We start from the raw sequence: 16,976 nt of genomic DNA, 5'->3' as shown, positions 1-16,976 counted from the left end.
ACCGATGAAAGGGATGATTTCATGAAGCGTCTTGTTTTTGCTGCTGCGGCAGCACTGTCCTTTGCTCTGCCGGCCTTTGCCGGGGAACAGTATGTCGATGGCACCGGCTATGCGGTGTCCGGCTACGACGTGGTGGCCTACCGCAGCCTGGAAATGAACCCGGTCGGCACGCCGCAGACCGCCCCGGTGCGCGGCAGTACCGAATTCACCGCCGAGTACAACGGCGCCACCTGGGCCTTCGTCTCTGCAGAAAACCGCGACATGTTCTCCGCCAACCCGGCCTATTATGCGCCGCAGTATGACGGCCACTGCGCCTATGGCGTCTCCAAGGGCGGCAAGGTACCGGCCAACCCGAACCTCTGGCGCATCGTCGACGACAAGCTCTATCTGAACATCACCGACGTGGTGGTTGGCTTCTGGGAAGAGGACATCCCCGGCAACATCAACCTGGCCGAAGGCAACTGGCCGGGCATTGAGGGTAAGGCGGCCTCGGACAGCGTGATCCCGAAGTTCACATCTGAGGGCCCGGTCGCGAACTGATTAGCGTTTGCAGGCAAGGCGAGGGCTTTGCCTGCATGCTCCATTCAAGGCTGCTATTGGGCCAAGGCCCAGCGATCGGCGGCTCTGAGCCCGCATCGCCAAATGCTGCACTAGGCAGTTAGCGGCAAGGAAACGCGTAAAGCCGCCATTGGCCGAAGCATGTTCGGAGCCAAGCTGCCGTTGGTCCCGCCTATGGCCGCCGCAGTGCAGCTTGGTCAAACCTTCCGGTCAGGTGCAACACAGCATCCTCAGAGAGCCGGGACCCGGGCTGCAGGACATTAGTGAACATTCGGCACAATTCTATGTACTGCCTGGCACCAATGATTTGGGCAAATCGGCCGGAACCACCAGGAAAATACCATCTTGGAACATCGTTAGCCCGGACACCCGACCCGGCCTAGAACGATGAAGGCGTGCACGCGCTGATGACTTTGCACACTTTGTCCCCGGCGTTGCGGAACCGGTGTGGCAGGATGCTGGAAAAGTAATAAGCGTCTCCTGGGCCTAGAATTCGGGATTGCCCATCTACTGTGACTTCCAGACGCCCCTCAATTACGACCGCACATTCTTCGCCCTCATGCGACAGGGCTCCACGGCCCGAGTCTGCACCGACACCGTACTCTTCAATCAGCATCTGCAGCTTTCGATTCCGCCGCTCACCTGCGACCAGCAGGTAGGATACGCCCGGCGACCCCAGGTCCCGCATACCGCTGTGAGGAAAGAAAAAGTTGTCCTCGTTCTTCAGTTCGAAGCTGAAGAAAAAACCCAGGTTAACATCAACCCCTGCGAGAATTTTCTTGAGCAGAGCCACTGAAGGCTGGGTTGATCCGCTCTCGATCTGGGAAATCGTACCGCTTCCCACCCCCGCGCGCTTGGCCATCTCGCGTTGGCTGAGACCTTTTGAGGTTCGAATCAATCGCAGGCGCCTTGCGGTTTCCAGATCGGGTGCCGAAGAGTCGCTCATCGTGATTTCCTGCTTCTGATCGAAAGCACCTTAGGCCGGCCCGATCCGTTTTTCAATGACTTACACATTCCTACAAAGCCGGGTGTGCGAAAGGGTGAAACTTTGCAAGTATCTCTCATCAAATAATAATCTGCCTTGCAAGGAATGGACATGCCCGTTCAGTCAAATACCATGTCGTCTTTCTGGATGCCGTTTTCGGCCAATCGTGATTTCCTTCGCGAGCCCCGCATGATCCAGTCTGCCGAAGGGATGTACTACACCAGCTCGGACGGCCGCCGGATTATGGACGGCACCGCGGGGTTGTGGTGCGTTAATGCAGGCCATCGTGATCCGCTGATTGTAGAGGCGGTGCAGAAGCAGGTTCACGAGCTGGACTACGCTCCGAATTTCCAGTTTGCCCACCCGCAGGCGTTCGAGCTGGCGGGCAAGCTGACGGCGATGATGCCCGAGGGGATGAGCCATGCGTTCTTTACCAACTCGGGGTCTGAGTCGGTCGACACCGCGCTCAAGATTGCGCTGCATTACCACCGGATGCGCGGCGACAGCGCCCGCACACGTCTGATCGGGCGCGAACGCGGTTACCATGGCACCGGCTTCGGCGGCATCTCGGTCGGGGGCATCGTGAAAAACCGCATGCACTTCGGCACGCTCCTGACCGGAACCGATCACCTGCGTCATACTCATGATCTGGAAAAGAACGCATTCACCCGCGGCTGCCCCGCGCATGGCGCCGAACTGGCCGATGATCTGGAGCGCATCGTTGCGCTGCATGATGCCTCGACCATCGCGGCCGTCATCGTCGAGCCGATGGCAGGGTCCACCGGTGTGCTGCTGCCGCCCAAGGGGTATCTGCAACGGCTGCGCGAGATCTGTGACCGGCACGGCATCCTGCTGATCTTTGACGAGGTCATCACCGCGTTCGGCCGTCTGGGTGCGGCAACCGCGTCGGAATATTTTGGCGTTACGCCGGACATCATCACCACCGCCAAAGGGCTGACAAACGGCGTCATCCCGATGGGCGCGGTCATCGTGTCCGACGCGATCTACAATTCCGCCATGGAAAACGCCGACGCGCCGATCGAATTGTTCCACGGCTACACCTACTCGGCCAACCCGGTGTCCTGCGCAGCCGCACTGGCGGCGCTGGAAAGCTACGAACAGAACGACCTGTTCCGCCGCGCGGCGCTGCTGTCGCAACCGTGGGAGGATCAGCTCCACAGCCTGAGGGATCTGCCCAATGTCATCGACATCCGCAACCTTGGGCTGGTTGGTGCCATCGAGCTGGCCCCGCGCGAAGGCGCGCCGGGCGAGCGAGCCTATGAGGCGATGAAACGCGCCTGGGACGCTGGGATCATGATCCGGGTAACCGGCGACATCATCGCACTTTCTCCGCCGCTGATCATCTCGGAACCTGAAATCAACACGCTTGTTCAGACGCTTGGCGAAGTTCTGGCTGAGCTTCCGTGACCTTTCCCCTCTAAATCCAAAGGACTGCAATCATGAAAGATGCTGCCCCGATCGCTTCGATCGGCCACTATATCTGTGGCCAAAACACAGCTCCCGACGGCGAAACCACCCAGGCCGTCTACAACCCCGCAACCGGTGAACATACCGGCGATGTGTCCCTGGCAACCGTCGAAACCGTGAACGCTGCGGTCGCCGCGGCCAAGGCGGCCTTTCCTGCGTGGTCGAACACGCCGCCGATCCGCCGGGCCCGGCTGATGAACAATTTCCTGGCGCTGGTGCGTCAGCACAAGGACGACCTGGCCCGCGCCATCACTGTCGAACACGGCAAGGTCTTCACCGATGCCCAGGGCGAGGTCGAGCGCGGCATTGATATCATCGAGTTTGCCTGCGGCATCCCGCAGCTCCTTAAGGGTGATTACACGGAGCAGGTGTCCACCGGCATGGACAACTGGACCACACGCCAGGCCCTGGGCGTCGTGGCCGGGATCACGCCCTTCAATTTCCCGGTCATGGTGCCGATGTGGATGTTCCCGATCGCCATCGCCGCAGGCAATACCTTCATTCTGAAACCGTCGCCGACCGATCCTTCGGCTTCGCTGCTTTATGCGGATCTGATGAAGCAGGCAGGCTTCCCCGATGGCGTGTTCAACGTCGTTCAGGGCGACAAGGTTGCCGTGGATGCACTTTTGGAAAACGAAGACGTCAAGGCTGTGTCCTTTGTCGGCTCGACCCCGATTGCCAACTACATCTACGAAGTCGGCGCCCGCCACGGCAAGCGCGTCCAAGCCTTGGGCGGGGCCAAGAACCACATGCTGGTGATGCCTGATGCCGACATGAACAAGGCAGCTGACGCGTTGATCGGTGCAGCCTACGGTTCAGCCGGAGAGCGCTGCATGGCCATCTCGGTTGCGCTGCTGGTTGGCGATGCCGCGGACAAGCTGATGCCGGTGCTGAAAGAACGCGCCGAGACCCTGAAGATCAAGAACGGTCTCGAACTGGACGCAGAAATGGGCCCGATCGTCACCGCCGCCGCGCGCGACCGGATCAAGGGCTATATCGATAGCGGCGTCGAAGAAGGAGCTGACCTGCTGGTCGATGGCCGCGGCTACACCGTCGAAGGGCACGAAGGCGGCTATTTCCTGGGCGGCACCCTGTTCGACAACGTTACCCCGGAAATGAAGATCTACCGCGAAGAGATCTTTGGCCCGGTTCTGGCCTGTGTCCGCGTGCCGAACTTTGCCGAAGGCTTGCAGCTGATCAACGACCACGAGTTCGGCAACGGCGTGTCGCTGTTCACCCGGGACGGCAACGTCGCGCGTGAGTTCGGCAAACAGGTTCAGGTCGGCATGGTCGGCGTCAACGTTCCGATCCCGGTGCCGATGGCGTGGCATGGCTTCGGCGGCTGGAAAAAGAGCCTGTTCGGCGACATGCACGCCTATGGCGAAGAGGGCGTCCGTTTCTACACCAAGCAGAAATCCATCATGCAGCGCTGGCCTGAAAGCATCTCGGAAGGTGCTGAATTCGTTATGCCAACGGCCAAGTGAGCCTCTCTTTCCTGGAGTGAAGACAATGTACATCGGTGTACCCAAGGAAATCAAAAACCACGAATACCGCGTCGGGCTGACGCCCGAGAGCGTGGCTGAGCTGATCACGAACGGTCATGCGGTGCTGGTCGAAACCGGTGCGGGCCTGGGCATTGGCGCGGATGACGATGCTTATCGTGCTGCTGGTGCGGAGATCGCAACAAACGCAGCCGAGGTGTTTGCCCACGCCGAAATGATCGTAAAGGTGAAGGAGCCGCAAGCAGCGGAGCGTGCGATGCTGCGCGAGGGGCAGATCCTCTATACCTATCTGCACCTGGCTCCAGATCCGGAGCAGACCAAAGATCTGGTGAACTCTGGCGCGGTCTGCATCGCTTATGAAACGGTAACGGACGATAGCGGCGGTCTGCCGCTCCTGAAGCCGATGAGCCAGGTTGCAGGCCGGATGTCGATCCAGGCCGGTGCCGGTGCCCTGGAAAAGGCCCAGGGCGGGCGCGGGGTTCTCCTGGGCGGTGTGCCTGGGGTGAAGCCCGGCAAGGTTGTTGTCATCGGCGGCGGTGTTGTCGGTTTCAATGCCGCGCAGATGGCAGTTGGCCTGCATGCTGACGTCACCATTCTGGACCGGAACCCGGCCGTTCTGGAGAAACTCGAAAACCACTTTGAGGCATCCGCCAAGGTGGTTTACTCAACCCAGGCCGCGCTGGAGGAAGAGGTTTCCAATGCCGACCTCGTGATCGGGGCGGTTCTGATCCCCGGCGCCGCCGCACCCAAGCTTGTTTCGCGCGATCTGATTGCGAAAATGAAACCCGGTGCAGTGGTCGTGGATGTTGCCATTGACCAGGGCGGATGCTTTGCGACCTCCAAGGCAACGACACACGCAGACCCGATCTATGTCGTTGATGATGTTGTGCATTACTGCGTCGCCAATATGCCCGGCGCGGTGGCCCGGACTTCGACCTATGCGCTGAACAACGTGACCCTGCCGCATGCCATCGCCATTGCGAACAAGGGCTGGCAGCAAGCGCTGGCCGACAACCATCACCTGCTGAACGGCCTGAACGTGGCCTACGGCGAGGTGACCTGCAAGGCTGTGGCCGATGACCTCGGATACGGCTTCGAGGATCCCCGAAATTTGCTGACTTAAGCAAATCCGCGCCCGCAACAGCATGCCGCTGTGCGGGCGTTATTCGTCAAACAGGAGGAGAACTACCCGATGAGTTTCAACAAGATTACCAAAGGTCTGGCCGCTGGCGCGCTGAGCACTCTGATGTCGACCGCGGCTTTCGCCGAAGACATGACCCTGCGTTTCGCAGGCGTGTTCCCGATCGACCACCAGGGCACAAAAATGATGGAACAGGTTGCCGCAGATGTTGCAGCAGCCGATGTTGGCCTGAAGATCGACGTGTTCCCTGCAAACCAGCTCGGTTCCGGTGAAGCCTTGTTCGAAGATGTCGCCCGCGGCAACATCGATCTGGCTTCGGCTTTTATCTACGCCGACACCGATCCGCGCCTTGAGTTCCTGTCCATGCCGTTCCTGCTTGGAGGATGGGATGACATGGAAAATACGCTGCTCAACATGGATTCCGAGTTCAACACCATCCTGCAGGAGATCACCGACGAATACGGCGTCCGGGTGATGGCTCAGAACCCTGAAGGGTTCATCGGCATCGTTGCTTCGCAAGAGCCCCAGAACTGGAGCAGCTTTGAAGACAAAGGCATGAACATTCGTGTCTGGTCGTCCAGCGTTGTGAAGTCGATGGTTGAAGAACTGGGCTACCAGGCAACAACCATGGCATGGGGGGACATCTTCCCGGCGCTTCAAGCCGGTATCGTCGATGGTGCGATCTGCTGCACCAAAACCGCGACCTACTCCATCTTCGCCAAGTCGGATGTCGGTACCCACTTCGTCGAGTACAACTCGATCTCCGAACTGACAACGTTCTATGCATCGCAGCGGACGCTGGACAAGCTGAACGACGCACAGCGTGAAGCGTTGCAGGCGGCCCTGACCAAAGCGTCGAATGATTTCTTCAGCTACAACCGAGAGAATGACGAGGTTTTCGGTCAGAAGCTGCTTGATAAGGGCTACACCATCCTTCGCCTGAGCGATGAAGAACAGGCTGCGATGGCCGCACATGTTCAGGAAACGGTCTGGCCGCAGATGGCAAAAAGCGTTGGTCAGGACATCATCGACCGCCTGCTGGCAGCCAAGAACAACTGATCAGGAAAAGGGCCGGCAGACCAGCTGGCCCTTTTTTGTTCTTGAGCAAAACAATGGGAGGGAGAAAGATGTCCGTTTCGGTAAGCGAACAACCACCAGCCGCCGGGAACGAAGTTCACGGCATTCGGAACAAAATAACCGACGAATTGCCGGCCATCATTGGCTACCCGATGAAGGCGATCGCATTTCTCATGAGACAGATTGTAATGGTGTCAGGGTTCCTGATGGCATTCACCTTTGGCGCGGTTGTTGTCATCAGATACGGCTTTGGCGGCGATCTTTTCGCCTACGAAGAATGGCTGTTGGGCATTAGCATCGTGGGCTTCTTTGCAGGCGCTGTTCTGGCCTCTGCGCGCAATCTGCATATCAACGCGGATATTCTGGGCATCGTCATCCAAAACCCGCGGATGATCTGGTGGCGCGGGTTCATCGTGCTGACGGTCGAGCTGCTGGTGATCCTGTTTCTCATGTACGCGTGCTATGTCTCGCTGCTTGACGACTTCTCGTTCCCGCGGCTGCGCGCAACCCCTGTGCTGCGCATCCCCTTTGTCACCTGGCGGATCGGAATCATGATCGCCTTTGGCTTCATGGCGATGTTCACCACTGCCTATCTCTACGTGCATATCCGTCAGGGTCTCGGTCTCCCGCTCAAATCAGCTGCTGCCAAGGAGGCCGCAAAATGATCATCACCGGTAGTCTTCTTATCGTCTGCGCCATGCTGCTTCTTGGGGTCAGCGTTTTTGTGGCCTTCGGGGCGGTCCTGATTTTCATTGCCATGGTCGGTGATCAATCGATCACAGGGTACTTGCCGACGGGGTCCACGGGAATCCGGTCACTGGTTCTGCTGGCCATCCCGCTCTTCATGATTGCGGGTGGCATCATGGAAAAAGGGCGGATCGCGGCGCCTCTGGTTTCACTCGCCGAAATGTTCATTGGCCATATCAAGGGCGGGCTGAGCGCTGCGGGCGTCCTGGCCTGCGGGGTCTTTGGCTCGATTTCCGGCAGCGCCAACGCCACCCTGACCTGCATCGGCGGCATCATGATGCCGCACCTGAAAAAGGCCAACTATCCCGGCGGGCAGTCCGCCGCTCTGATCGTGGCGGCAAGCCCTCTGGGCCTTCTGATCCCGCCAAGCTCGTCGCACATCCTGTATGGCTGGGTGGCACAGCAGCACGTGCTGAAATGTTTTCTGTCCACCGTGATCCCCGCGTTCATCCTGATCACACTGCTGATTGTCGTGAACCAGTTCATGCTGCGTAAATACGATGGCATTAACCTGACAGAACGCCCCAGGCCCTTTCTGCCCACCTTTGGCCGCCAGGCGCGCCTGGCGGGACCTGCGCTGATGATGCCGCTGATCATTCTGGGAGGGATCTACGGCGGTATCATGACCCCGACCGAAGCCGCCGGCATCGCCGTGGTCTATTCGATCCCGATTGCGATCTACTTCTACCGCGGCCTGACCTGGAAAACGCTGGCCCAGACCATCCAGAATTCCGGCGTCACAATCGGCGTGGTGATGGTCATGATCTTCATGGTTCTGATCGTGTCGGACAACCTGATCTCGCAGGGCGCACCGCAACTGGCCAAAGATCTTGTTTATTCCGTATCTGACAACCCGATTGTGATCCTGCTGATGATCAACATCGTGATGATCCTGATCGGGATGCTGATGGATGATATCTCTGGCCTGCTTCTGGCGACCCCGATCCTGTTGCCCATCGCGCAGAGCACCGGAATGGACCCGATCCATTTTGCTGCCGTGATCGGCGTGAACCTGGGCATGGCGAACATCACACCACCCACGGCGCCGCTTCTCTATCTTGGTGCCCAGGTCTGTGACGAACCGGTCTCGCGCATGCTGTGGCCGACGCTGATCTTTATCATCTTCGCCTGGCTGCCGACGCTGATGCTGACGACCTTTGTCCCGGAACTGGCGCTCTTCCTGCCCGACCTCCTGCTCAGCAAATAAGGGGGCCACCTATTCCTGCGCCCCCCGGACCGGGGGCGTTCCCCTGCCGGCGGCGGATGCCGGACAGGCAGCCGCGAACCTTCAGCCCCAGAAACTGAACACAAGAGGAACACCATGTATAGCAACATACTCGTAGCGCTGTCCCTGGAACATGGCATCAGCGAACAGGCACTCTCCACAGCACGTGCCCTCCTGTCCGAGGGTGGAAAGATCACCGCAGCCCATATTCACGAGCCGCCGAACAAGCAGATCATGTATTACATGGAGCAAAATGTTGTCGAAAAATCCTACCAGAAAGCCCAGGCAAGCCTGGCTGACCGGTTGCAGGGTGAAGCGGGTGTGAACTCCGTCATTCTGGAAAGCCAGTCAGCGGGCCGAGCTATAACGGAATATGCCAACAAACACAAAATCGACTGTATCGTCCTTGCCTCGCACAAACCGGGGATGAAGGAGTTCTTTTTGGGCTCGACCGCCGCGCTGGTCGTCCGCCACGCTCATTGTTCGGTTCATGTCCTCCGCCTGTAACGGCTTATAACGGCCGCTGATCGAACAGCCAGCCCTGTGCAAATGGTTTGCAGTCAAAGCAGGGTTGGAGCATTTCTTAATTATGCCGATTGGACTAATTGGCTGCCACCTGACTTGGGACAGCTAGATAGAGGGCGTGTTTGCGACGCCCTCCAGCGCGCATTCCGGAACCCTTGCATGGCGGGTTCGCAATGTTCTGCCCATTCTTTAAGGATTGGCCGTAATGAGAGCACCTGATCCGGCCATAAGCGTATGAGCAGCGAATTCAGCCTCCGCGCCGCATAAGTGTTATCCAACCCGATGAATTGACATGCCTGCTCTCTAAGCAACGCGGACACAGCCCGATGTTTGGCTGATGTTTGGGTTGCGTGGGGGATATCTGCCGCTAGATGCTCTTGCGACAGCTGAACGCCTTTTGCCACGTAGCACTAATTGCCAAAAGGCGGGCCTCAAAAAGAAAAGCCCCGGACGCAATGCCGGGGCCAAATTCACTAAAGCGGCCAAGCCTCAGCGGCGGCGGTCGCGGCGCGAGGACATCGGTTGGAAGGCCACGCCCACATGCGCCTCGCAGTAGGGCTTGCCTTGCTGCGCGGGCAGGCCGCAAAACCAGAAGTCCTCGGTCGCCGGGTCGCCCACCGGCCATTTGCAGGTGCGCTCGGTCAGCTCCATCAGGCCCAGCTTTTTGGCCTTCTTCTCGATCTCGTTGACCTTGGCCAGCGCCTCGGGGCTGATTTCATTGGCGGAGGGCTGCGGCGGCAGCGGCTGGCCGGCCGGGATGATCTGGCGGCGGGCCGGGGTTGCGGGCTTGGCGTCCGCGGAGGGCTGGGCCGCGGCCGGGCGGGCCGGTTCGGTCTTGGGCTGCGGCTTGGGCTTGGCGGCAGCCGCAGGTTTCGGCGCGGCGGCTGCAGGGGCGGCTGCCGGCTTTTCCTTCGGCTCCGCCGCCTTGGATCCGCCGCTGTTGCGGTTGGACAGGCCGAGGCGGTGCACCTTGCCAATGACGGCGTTGCGGGTGACGCCGCCCAGTTCCTTGGCGATCTGGCTGGCCGATTGGCCCTCGCCCCACATTTTCTTGAGCAGTTCGACGCGCTCGTCTGTCCAGGACATCTGTTGCCTTTCCAAGCTAATAGCGGCCCCAGGGGTTCTGCGGCCGCCATCATATTCCGTGTGATCCCCTATTCTAATCACTGCGGGCGGAGTTACAAGGCATCTTGCGCCCATTGGCCCAGCCGTTATGCAGTCGGGCAAGCGAAACGCGAGGGGCAGCATGGCAGAGCAGGGCTATCAGGTGGAATTGGGCGCGCGCCGGTTCGGGCGGGTGAACTGGCTGGGGCTCAAGGCGCTGGCATGGCGCGAGGTGAAGCGGTTCCTGGCGGTCTGGACCCAGACTCTGCTGGCGCCGCTGGTGACCGCGGCGCTGTTCCTGATGATCTTCAACATCGCCATCGGGCCGAAGCGCGGCGATGTGATGGGGGTGCCGTTCCTGACCTTCCTGGCACCGGGCATCATGATGATGACGGTGATCCAGAATGCCTTTGCAAACACCTCATCCTCCATCGTTATTGCCAAGGTGCAGGGCAATATCGTCGACACGCTGATGCCGCCCCTGTCGGGGCTGGAGATCCTGCTAGGCTATCTGGCGGGCGCCGTTGCACGCGGCACTCTGGTGGCGCTGGGCATCGGGCTGGGGCTGATGGCGGTGCTGCAAATCGTACCTGCGCATCCGCTGACCGCACTGGTCTTCATCGTGCTGGGCGCGGCGTTTCTGGGCGGCCTCGGGATCGTTGCCGGGGTTTTTGCCGACAAGTTCGACCAGATGGCGGCAATCACCAATTTCATCGTCACACCCTTGGCTTTCCTCTCCGGCACTTTTTATTCGGTCGAGGCGCTGCCGCCGGTGCTGAAAGTCATCTCGCATCTGAACCCGGTGTTCTACCTGATCGACGGAGTGCGATTCGGGGTGATCGGCACCTCGGACAGCCCGCCCTTGCTGGGGCTGGCGGTCTGCAGCGGTGCCACCTTTGCGGTCTGCCTGCTGGCCTGGGTGATGCTGCGCACTGGTTACCGCCTGAAACCCTGACGCCGCTACTCCGCGGGCAGGGGGTCTTCCGCTGGCGGAGGCGCCGCCTTTCTGCGTCCCAGCCGCGGATGCAGCTTGCCAGCCAGCAGCGCGGCATAAGCCGCAGCCGCGGCGCCAGCGGCAAAGATCCCAGCCAGCGGCGACACCATCAGCACCAGCCAGGCGGCCCCCGGCGTCAGGATGCCGGAGATATCCCGGTAGCTGGAGTAGACCGCCGACATCTCGGTCCGTTCGGAGGGTTTCACCGCCATCAGGAACGGCAGCCCGCCGCAGATGTCCAGCAGGATCAGCGCGGCGGACCCCGCCATCAGCAGGCCGACCGCAACATCTGGCCAGCCCTGCAACGCTGCGGCACCGCCGAAACACAGGGCGACGATCAGAAAACCGGTGCGCACCGCCAGCCGGATCGAATGCTGCTGCACCCAGCGCTGCAGCAGCGGCGCGCCGAACAGGCAGGCGTTGGTCACGGACAAGAGGATGCCGCCCAGTTCCTGTCCTAGCCCTTTTTCAATGGCAAAGATCGGCAGGTAGACCACGTAGATCCACCAGCCAGCCGACCGGATCACCGCAAACAGGAAGCCGGTGATCAGCCGCGGCTGCTCCAGAAAGCGCGGCAGGTATTTCAACGGGCTGGAGGCCGGGCCGCGGGCGCGGGCGATCTGCTTGCCGTTGCCCATCCGCATCCACCAGAAGGCGGCCAGCATCAGGAGCGCCGCAGCACCGGAAATCAGGAACGGGGCAGGCGGCCACCAATCCAGCAGCAGCACCCCCGCCATTGGCCCGGCGGTCCAGCCCAGGGCTGAATAGAACATCCGTGAGGTCTCGCATTTGCCCAGTTCGACCCGGGAAATGTAGTCGAGTACATAGGCGTTGAAGCAGATGAAGGTGGTGACCGCCGCCACGGTGTTGAGCGCCAGCGCCGCCAGCACCGAACCCGGGCTGCCCTCGATCGCCAACGCGGCCGAGGCCACAAACATCGCCGCGCCCAGGGAATAGGCCCAGCGGCGCGGCACCAGCCGGACCAGCGCAGGCACCATCAGCCCGGCAACCAGCGACAGGATGCCCACCGCGAAATAGGAGGCCGAGACCAGCCCGGCATCCCCCAGCGCCCGGTACATAATCAGCGGAAAGACTGAGATCAGCGTGCCGCGCACCACCGCCTCCAGCCCCGCCAGGATGCCGAAATCCCGGACCGAGGGCACCGGCGCGTGGCGCAGCCATTCTGGGATTCGCCGCTCGTGCATGGGTATTCTCCTGTCCTGTTACAGAGCAGGGTGCCGTGCCGGGCAGGCGGAAATTGCCGGTTTTCGACCTCGGCGTCGCGATGGGGCCATTGAAGGGAATAACTTTTTGTGAGGGTGGCGGCCCGGGGCTATCTTCCCGCGGTTGCCGCGCGGCCCGCGGTCGGCCGCACCCGGCCTTCGCGCCAGGCCAGAACAGCGGCGCCCGCCAGGATGATGCAGGCGCCGAGGAAGGAGATGGCATCCGGCACCACACCAAAGCCGAGGAAATCGTAAAGCGCAGCAAACACCAGCGTGGCATAGCTGAACGGCGCCACAAAGGACGCATCGGCCCGCGCCATCCCGTTGATGAAACAGGCCTGCGCGCAGGCCATCAGCAGCCCCAGCGCCGCCAATGCGCCCCATTGCCCGGTGCTCGGCATTTGCCAGACCGGCAGCACCGCGCAGCTGGCAATCATCATGCCCAAGAGGTTGTTGAACCACAGCACCTGCAACGGTCCCTCGCGGCCAGCGAGCTTCTTGATGAAAATCAGCTCCAGCCCCATCACCGCCGCCGCGCCCAGGGCCAGCAGCGCCGCGGGCTGGAAGCTGGCGGGCGTGGGGCGCAACAGAATCATCGCGCCGATCATCGCAACCAGCGCCGCGCCCCAGCGCCAGGGTCCGACCCGTTCCCCCAAGAGCGGGATCGCCAGCAGCATGCCGAAAACCGGGTTCAGGAAGGTGATCGCGGTGGCATCGGCCAGCGGGATATAGGCAACCGAGGCAAACATCAGCGTGACCCCGGCCCAGCCGAAGGAGGTGCGTCCGATGTGATAGCCCCAATGCGGGCGGATGAAGTGCGGGCGCAGGATCAGCACGGCGGTTGAAATGCCGATGAAGGCAAACAGGAAGCGCCCGTGGCTGATCTGCAGCGGATGCAGCGGTGCACCCAGCACATTTGTCCCCAATGACTTGGCCAGCAGAGTGGTGCCCGCAATGAAGGTGGTGGCCGCCAGGATCAGGGCAGCGGCCAGGGCGGGGTTCTGCGGGGTGTTGCGCGTCATGGCACCAGCGGTGCGGCAAGCCGCCGCGGGATGCAAGGGGAAAGGCTGCGGCAGCTGTCGTAATTTGCCGCCAGGGCGGGCGCGCTGCCCTCGCAGGTTTGTAAGGAAGAGGGGCGCTGCCCCTCTTGGCCTGCGGCCAATTCACCCCGGAGTATTTCGCCAAAGGTGAAAGGGCCGGGCGGCGCTTTGGCGGGGAGGGCTGCACAAAAGGGGTTTTCTTTCGCCAAAACCTCCACTATGGAACCCATCCATGATCAAACGCGCACATACCCCCATTTCGCGACGCCGACGCCGCCTGGTGTAACCGGCCCCTGATCCCCTGTGCCTGCCGTGCAGCACATCCCCCATTCGAAATCCAATGATCCACCGTTGACCCAAGGCCAAGCTTACGTCACAGCTTTGGCTTCCACCTTTGAAAAGGATGATCCCGATGATCCCGTCCGTTCTGCCGACCTACAACCGTGCCCCGCTTGAGTTCGTCAAAGGCGAAGGCGCCTGGCTGACCACGGCGGACGGGCGACGCTTTCTGGATCTGGGCTCCGGCATCGCGGTCAATGCGCTGGGCCATGCCCATCCGGCGCTGGTGGAGGCGCTGACCACCCAGGCACAGAACCTGTGGCATGTGTCCAACCTCTACCACATTCCCCAGCAGCAGGCGCTGGCGGACAAGCTGGTGGAGCATACCTTTGCCGACACCGTGTTCTTCACCAACTCCGGCACCGAGGCCTGCGAGCTGGCGGTGAAGATGGCGCGCAAGTATTTCTATGACAAAGGCCAGCCGGAGCGGGTGGAGATCATCACCTTCGACGGCTCCTTCCATGGCCGGTCCTCTGCAGGCATCGCTGCGGCAGGCTCCGAGAAGATGGTCAAGGGCTTCGGCCCGCTGCTGCCCGGTTTCGTGCATCTGACCTTTGGCGATCTGGACGGCGTCACCAATGCCATCTCGGACAGCACTGCCGCCATCATGATCGAGCCGGTGCAGGGTGAGGGCGGCATCCGCCCGGTCCCGGATGCAGAGCTGAAGGCGCTGCGCCAGATCTGTGACGAGCATGGCCTGTTGCTGATCCTGGATGAGGTGCAATGCGGCGTTGGGCGTACCGGAAAGCTGTTTGCCCATGAATGGGCGGGCATCACCCCGGACATCATGATGGTGGCCAAGGGCATCGGTGGCGGCTTCCCGCTGGGTGCGGTGCTGGCCACCGAGGATGCCGCCAGCGGCATGACCGCAGGCACCCACGGCTCCACATACGGCGGCAACCCGCTGGGCTGCGCAGTGGGCTGCGCGGTGATGGATCATGTGGCTGACCCGGACTTCCTGGCAGAGGTGAACCGCAAGGCGGGTCTCTTGCGGCAGAAGCTGGAGGGGCTGGTGGCCGACCATCCAGAAGTCTTCGAGGAAGTGCGCGGCGCCGGCCTGATGCTGGGCCTCAAGTGCACGGCAGCCAACATAGATGTGGTCAACGCGGGCTACGCCAACGAGCTGATCACCGTCCCGGCTGCCGACAACGTGATCCGCCTGCTGCCGCCGCTGACCCTGAGTGATGAGGACATCGCCGAGGCCGTCAGCCGCCTTGATAAAACAGCCGCCCAGGTCGAAGCCTCCTGATCTTCACCTTTGCAGAAATACTCCCGGGGGTCCGGGGGCAGGCAGCCCCCGGCCTTCGCCAGAACAAAGCGATACGACTATGAACCATTTCCTCGACATCCACAAAACCGACCCTGCCGACCTGCGCGCCATCATCGACCAGGCTAAAGCCACCAAGCAGGCGCGCCTCGGCCGCCCCAAGGCGGCGCTGGATGATGAGCTGCCGCTGAAGGACCGGATGGTGGCACTGATATTTGAGAAACCCTCAACCCGGACCCGGGTGTCCTTTGATGTCGGCGTGCGCCAGATGGGCGGCCAGACTATGGTTCTGTCGGGCAAGGACATGCAGCTGGGCCATGGCGAGACCATCGCCGACACCGCCCGCGTGCTCAGCCGCTATGTCGACATGATCATGATCCGCACCTTCGATGAGACCGTGCTGACCGAGATGGCGGAGTACTCCGATGTGCCGGTGATCAACGGCCTGACCGACCGCACTCACCCCTGCCAGATCATGGCCGATGTGCAGACCTACGAGGAGCACCGCGGCTCCATCAAGGGCAAGAAGGTGGTGTGGTGCGGCGATGGCAACAACGTCTGCGCCTCCTTCATCCATGCGGCCGGGCAGTTCGGCTTCGACCTGACCTTCACCGGCCCCTCGCAGCTGGACCCGGAAGAGGAGTTCATGGGACTGGCGCGCAAGGCTGGATCGAAGATCGTGGTCGAGCGCGACGCCGTGAAGGCGGTGGAGGGTGCCGATCTGGTGGTCGCAGACACCTGGGTGTCGATGCATGACAGCCAGTCTTCCAAGGAGCGCCGCCACAACATGCTGCGCCCCTATCAGGTGAACGACGCGCTGATGGCGCATGCCAAGCCCGATGCGCTGTTCATGCACTGCCTGCCGGCCCACCGCGAGGAAGAGGTGACCTCCGCCGTCATGGACGGCCCGCAGTCGGTGATCTTTGACGAAGCCGAAAACCGCCTGCACGCACAGAAGGCAATCATGCGCTGGTGCCTGGGCGGCTGAACCGCAGGCGACATTTGATTTGGAAGGGCGCGCGCAGCCGGGGCTGCTGCGCGCCTTTTTCGTGCGCTATGCGCCCATGACGCAGGGGCATGGGAGTTTGCACTGGCCGCTGGGCGCGGTTTCGGCAAACCTCCTGCCAAGAATTTCACCGCGAGGATTTCCCATGGACCGCAGCACAGCCCTGTTGATCGTCGACATGCAGCAGGAGATGGCCAACGTGGCCGCCTCTGGCCGCCCGCAGGCTAATCCGGATGCGGAGGAGACGGTGGCAGAGCTGGCCGCAGCCTTCCGCACCGCGGATCTGCCGGTGGTGCATGTAATGCATGACGATCCGCGGCCCGAGAGCAAGTTCCGCCGCGATCTGCCCAGCGGCCAGCCGTTGCCCTGCGCGGTGCCGCAGGAGGGCGAGGCGGTGTTCTGGAAAACCGGGTCATCCGGGTTCTACGGCACCGGGCTGGAGCAGCATCTGCGGGACGCCGGGATCACCCGGCTGGTGATTGCGGGTGGGGTGGCAGCCTTCTGCGTCAACTCAACCACCCGCTCTGCCGCCAACCTCGGGTTTGAAATCGAGGTGGTAGAAGATGCGCTGATCGCCTTTGACATGCCCGCGCGCAACGGCGGGATGCTGGATGCCGGGACCGTTCTGGAGGTCACGCTGTCCGCCCTGCACGCAGGTTTTGGAAAGGTGGTGACCGCGGCAGATGTTCTTGCGCAGCTGCCTGCCGCGGCAGAGGCCTGATTCAGCCTTCGGCCAAGGCGCTGCCCGATAAACC

General features: G+C 61.6%; 16 protein-coding genes. 12 read left to right on the top strand and 4 right to left on the bottom strand.

Translation table 11 applies throughout. The annotated features are described in order from the left end of the window. Positions 1 to 21 precede the first annotated feature (21 nt). The gene (locus GC1_RS08770; RefSeq protein WP_029204805.1) at positions 22 to 540 is read left to right on the top strand and encodes a YHS domain-containing (seleno)protein; all 519 of its coding nucleotides are present in this window, start codon (positions 22 to 24) and stop codon (positions 538 to 540) included. A gap of 397 nt (positions 541 to 937) precedes the next feature. On the opposite strand, the gene GC1_RS08765 is transcribed toward GC1_RS08770, so the two are convergent. Next, entirely contained in the window at positions 938 to 1,504 is a 567-nt protein-coding gene (locus GC1_RS08765; RefSeq protein ID WP_052260512.1) for a cupin domain-containing protein, read from the bottom strand. A 144-nt stretch (positions 1,505 to 1,648) separates the two neighbouring features. Between GC1_RS08765 and GC1_RS08760 the strand changes: the two genes are divergently transcribed. The 7 genes from GC1_RS08760 (at position 1,649) to GC1_RS08730 (ending at position 9,230) form a co-directional block, all read left to right on the top strand. Next, positions 1,649 to 2,971, top strand: a complete 1,323-nt coding sequence (locus GC1_RS08760) for an aspartate aminotransferase family protein (protein WP_019296084.1) — start codon at positions 1,649 to 1,651, stop codon at positions 2,969 to 2,971. Between the two features lie 32 nt (positions 2,972 to 3,003). Beyond that, the gene (locus GC1_RS08755) at positions 3,004 to 4,515 is read left to right on the top strand and encodes a CoA-acylating methylmalonate-semialdehyde dehydrogenase (RefSeq protein WP_019296085.1); all 1,512 of its coding nucleotides are present in this window, start codon (positions 3,004 to 3,006) and stop codon (positions 4,513 to 4,515) included. A gap of 25 nt (positions 4,516 to 4,540) precedes the next feature. Beyond that, positions 4,541 to 5,656 carry an alanine dehydrogenase gene (gene ald, locus GC1_RS08750; protein ID WP_019296086.1) on the top strand — a complete coding sequence of 372 codons (1,116 nt, stop codon included), beginning with the start codon at positions 4,541 to 4,543 and terminating at the stop codon, positions 5,654 to 5,656. A gap of 69 nt (positions 5,657 to 5,725) precedes the next feature. Continuing rightward, a complete protein-coding gene (gene dctP / locus GC1_RS08745) occupies positions 5,726 to 6,733 on the top strand; it encodes a TRAP transporter substrate-binding protein DctP (RefSeq protein ID WP_019296087.1) in 1,008 nt (335 codons plus the stop codon). Positions 6,734 to 6,924: 191 nt separating this feature from the next. Then, positions 6,925 to 7,416, top strand: a complete 492-nt coding sequence (locus tag GC1_RS08740) for a TRAP transporter small permease subunit (protein WP_237754578.1) — start codon at positions 6,925 to 6,927, stop codon at positions 7,414 to 7,416. Continuing rightward, a complete protein-coding gene (locus GC1_RS08735; RefSeq protein WP_019296089.1) occupies positions 7,413 to 8,705 on the top strand; it encodes a TRAP transporter large permease in 1,293 nt (430 codons plus the stop codon). Before GC1_RS08740 ends, GC1_RS08735 begins: the two co-directional genes overlap by 4 nt. A gap of 114 nt (positions 8,706 to 8,819) precedes the next feature. Continuing rightward, positions 8,820 to 9,230: a universal stress protein gene (locus GC1_RS08730; RefSeq protein WP_019296090.1), complete on the top strand. Its 411-nt coding sequence runs from the start codon at positions 8,820 to 8,822 to the stop codon at positions 9,228 to 9,230. 507 nt (positions 9,231 to 9,737) lie between these two features. Here the strand turns inward: GC1_RS08730 and GC1_RS08725 are convergent. Continuing rightward, a complete protein-coding gene (locus GC1_RS08725) occupies positions 9,738 to 10,334 on the bottom strand; it encodes a GcrA family cell cycle regulator (RefSeq protein ID WP_019296091.1) in 597 nt (198 codons plus the stop codon). A 160-nt stretch (positions 10,335 to 10,494) separates the two neighbouring features. Between GC1_RS08725 and GC1_RS08720 the strand changes: the two genes are divergently transcribed. After that, entirely contained in the window at positions 10,495 to 11,307 is an 813-nt protein-coding gene (locus tag GC1_RS08720) for an ABC transporter permease (RefSeq protein ID WP_019296092.1), read from the top strand. A gap of 5 nt (positions 11,308 to 11,312) precedes the next feature. Here the strand turns inward: GC1_RS08720 and GC1_RS08715 are convergent, their stop codons facing one another. Both GC1_RS08715 and GC1_RS08710 read right to left on the bottom strand, forming a co-directional pair. Beyond that, complete coding sequence (locus GC1_RS08715; RefSeq protein ID WP_019296093.1) at positions 11,313 to 12,551, bottom strand: MFS transporter; 1,239 nt, start codon at positions 12,549 to 12,551, stop codon at positions 11,313 to 11,315. 128 nt (positions 12,552 to 12,679) lie between these two features. Further along, entirely contained in the window at positions 12,680 to 13,591 is a 912-nt protein-coding gene (locus GC1_RS08710; RefSeq protein ID WP_019296094.1) for a DMT family transporter, read from the bottom strand. A 430-nt stretch (positions 13,592 to 14,021) separates the two neighbouring features. On the opposite strand from GC1_RS08710, the gene GC1_RS08705 reads away from it, so the two are divergent. From GC1_RS08705 to GC1_RS08695, 3 genes are all read left to right on the top strand, one after another. After that, positions 14,022 to 15,197, top strand: coding sequence for an aspartate aminotransferase family protein (locus GC1_RS08705; RefSeq protein ID WP_029204808.1), 1,176 nt, complete (start codon positions 14,022 to 14,024; stop codon positions 15,195 to 15,197). A 79-nt stretch (positions 15,198 to 15,276) separates the two neighbouring features. Then, the gene (argF, locus tag GC1_RS08700; protein ID WP_019296096.1) at positions 15,277 to 16,203 is read left to right on the top strand and encodes an ornithine carbamoyltransferase; all 927 of its coding nucleotides are present in this window, start codon (positions 15,277 to 15,279) and stop codon (positions 16,201 to 16,203) included. A gap of 163 nt (positions 16,204 to 16,366) precedes the next feature. Next, on the top strand, positions 16,367 to 16,942 hold the full coding sequence (locus tag GC1_RS08695) for an isochorismatase family protein (protein ID WP_019296097.1): 576 nt from the start codon (positions 16,367 to 16,369) through the stop codon (positions 16,940 to 16,942). Positions 16,943 to 16,976: the final 34 nt, after the last annotated feature.

The sequence above is a fragment of the Leisingera sp. ANG1 genome, assembly GCF_000203975.2.
Classification (GTDB): domain Bacteria; phylum Pseudomonadota; class Alphaproteobacteria; order Rhodobacterales; family Rhodobacteraceae; genus Leisingera.
Note: the sequence above shows the minus strand (reverse complement) of the source record. Positions and strands in the feature narration are given on the sequence as shown.

Bases quoted from the DNA above. Each gene is read 5' to 3' on its own strand.
- GC1_RS08770 (WP_029204805.1), top strand. From the start codon at position 22: ATGAAGCGTCTTGTTTTTGCTGCTGCGGCAGCACTGTCCTTTGCTCTG.
- GC1_RS08765 (WP_052260512.1), bottom strand. From the start codon at position 1,504: ATGAGCGACTCTTCGGCACCCGATCTGGAAACCGCAAGGCGCCTGCGA.
- GC1_RS08760 (WP_019296084.1), top strand. From the start codon at position 1,649: ATGGACATGCCCGTTCAGTCAAATACCATGTCGTCTTTCTGGATGCCG.
- GC1_RS08755 (WP_019296085.1), top strand. From the start codon at position 3,004: ATGAAAGATGCTGCCCCGATCGCTTCGATCGGCCACTATATCTGTGGC.
- ald (WP_019296086.1), top strand. From the start codon at position 4,541: ATGTACATCGGTGTACCCAAGGAAATCAAAAACCACGAATACCGCGTC.
- dctP (WP_019296087.1), top strand. From the start codon at position 5,726: ATGAGTTTCAACAAGATTACCAAAGGTCTGGCCGCTGGCGCGCTGAGC.
- GC1_RS08740 (WP_237754578.1), top strand. From the start codon at position 6,925: ATGAGACAGATTGTAATGGTGTCAGGGTTCCTGATGGCATTCACCTTT.
- GC1_RS08735 (WP_019296089.1), top strand. From the start codon at position 7,413: ATGATCATCACCGGTAGTCTTCTTATCGTCTGCGCCATGCTGCTTCTT.
- GC1_RS08730 (WP_019296090.1), top strand. From the start codon at position 8,820: ATGTATAGCAACATACTCGTAGCGCTGTCCCTGGAACATGGCATCAGC.
- GC1_RS08725 (WP_019296091.1), bottom strand. From the start codon at position 10,334: ATGTCCTGGACAGACGAGCGCGTCGAACTGCTCAAGAAAATGTGGGGC.
- GC1_RS08720 (WP_019296092.1), top strand. From the start codon at position 10,495: ATGGCAGAGCAGGGCTATCAGGTGGAATTGGGCGCGCGCCGGTTCGGG.
- GC1_RS08715 (WP_019296093.1), bottom strand. From the start codon at position 12,551: ATGCACGAGCGGCGAATCCCAGAATGGCTGCGCCACGCGCCGGTGCCC.
- GC1_RS08710 (WP_019296094.1), bottom strand. From the start codon at position 13,591: ATGACGCGCAACACCCCGCAGAACCCCGCCCTGGCCGCTGCCCTGATC.
- GC1_RS08705 (WP_029204808.1), top strand. From the start codon at position 14,022: ATGATCCCGTCCGTTCTGCCGACCTACAACCGTGCCCCGCTTGAGTTC.
- argF (WP_019296096.1), top strand. From the start codon at position 15,277: ATGAACCATTTCCTCGACATCCACAAAACCGACCCTGCCGACCTGCGC.
- GC1_RS08695 (WP_019296097.1), top strand. From the start codon at position 16,367: ATGGACCGCAGCACAGCCCTGTTGATCGTCGACATGCAGCAGGAGATG.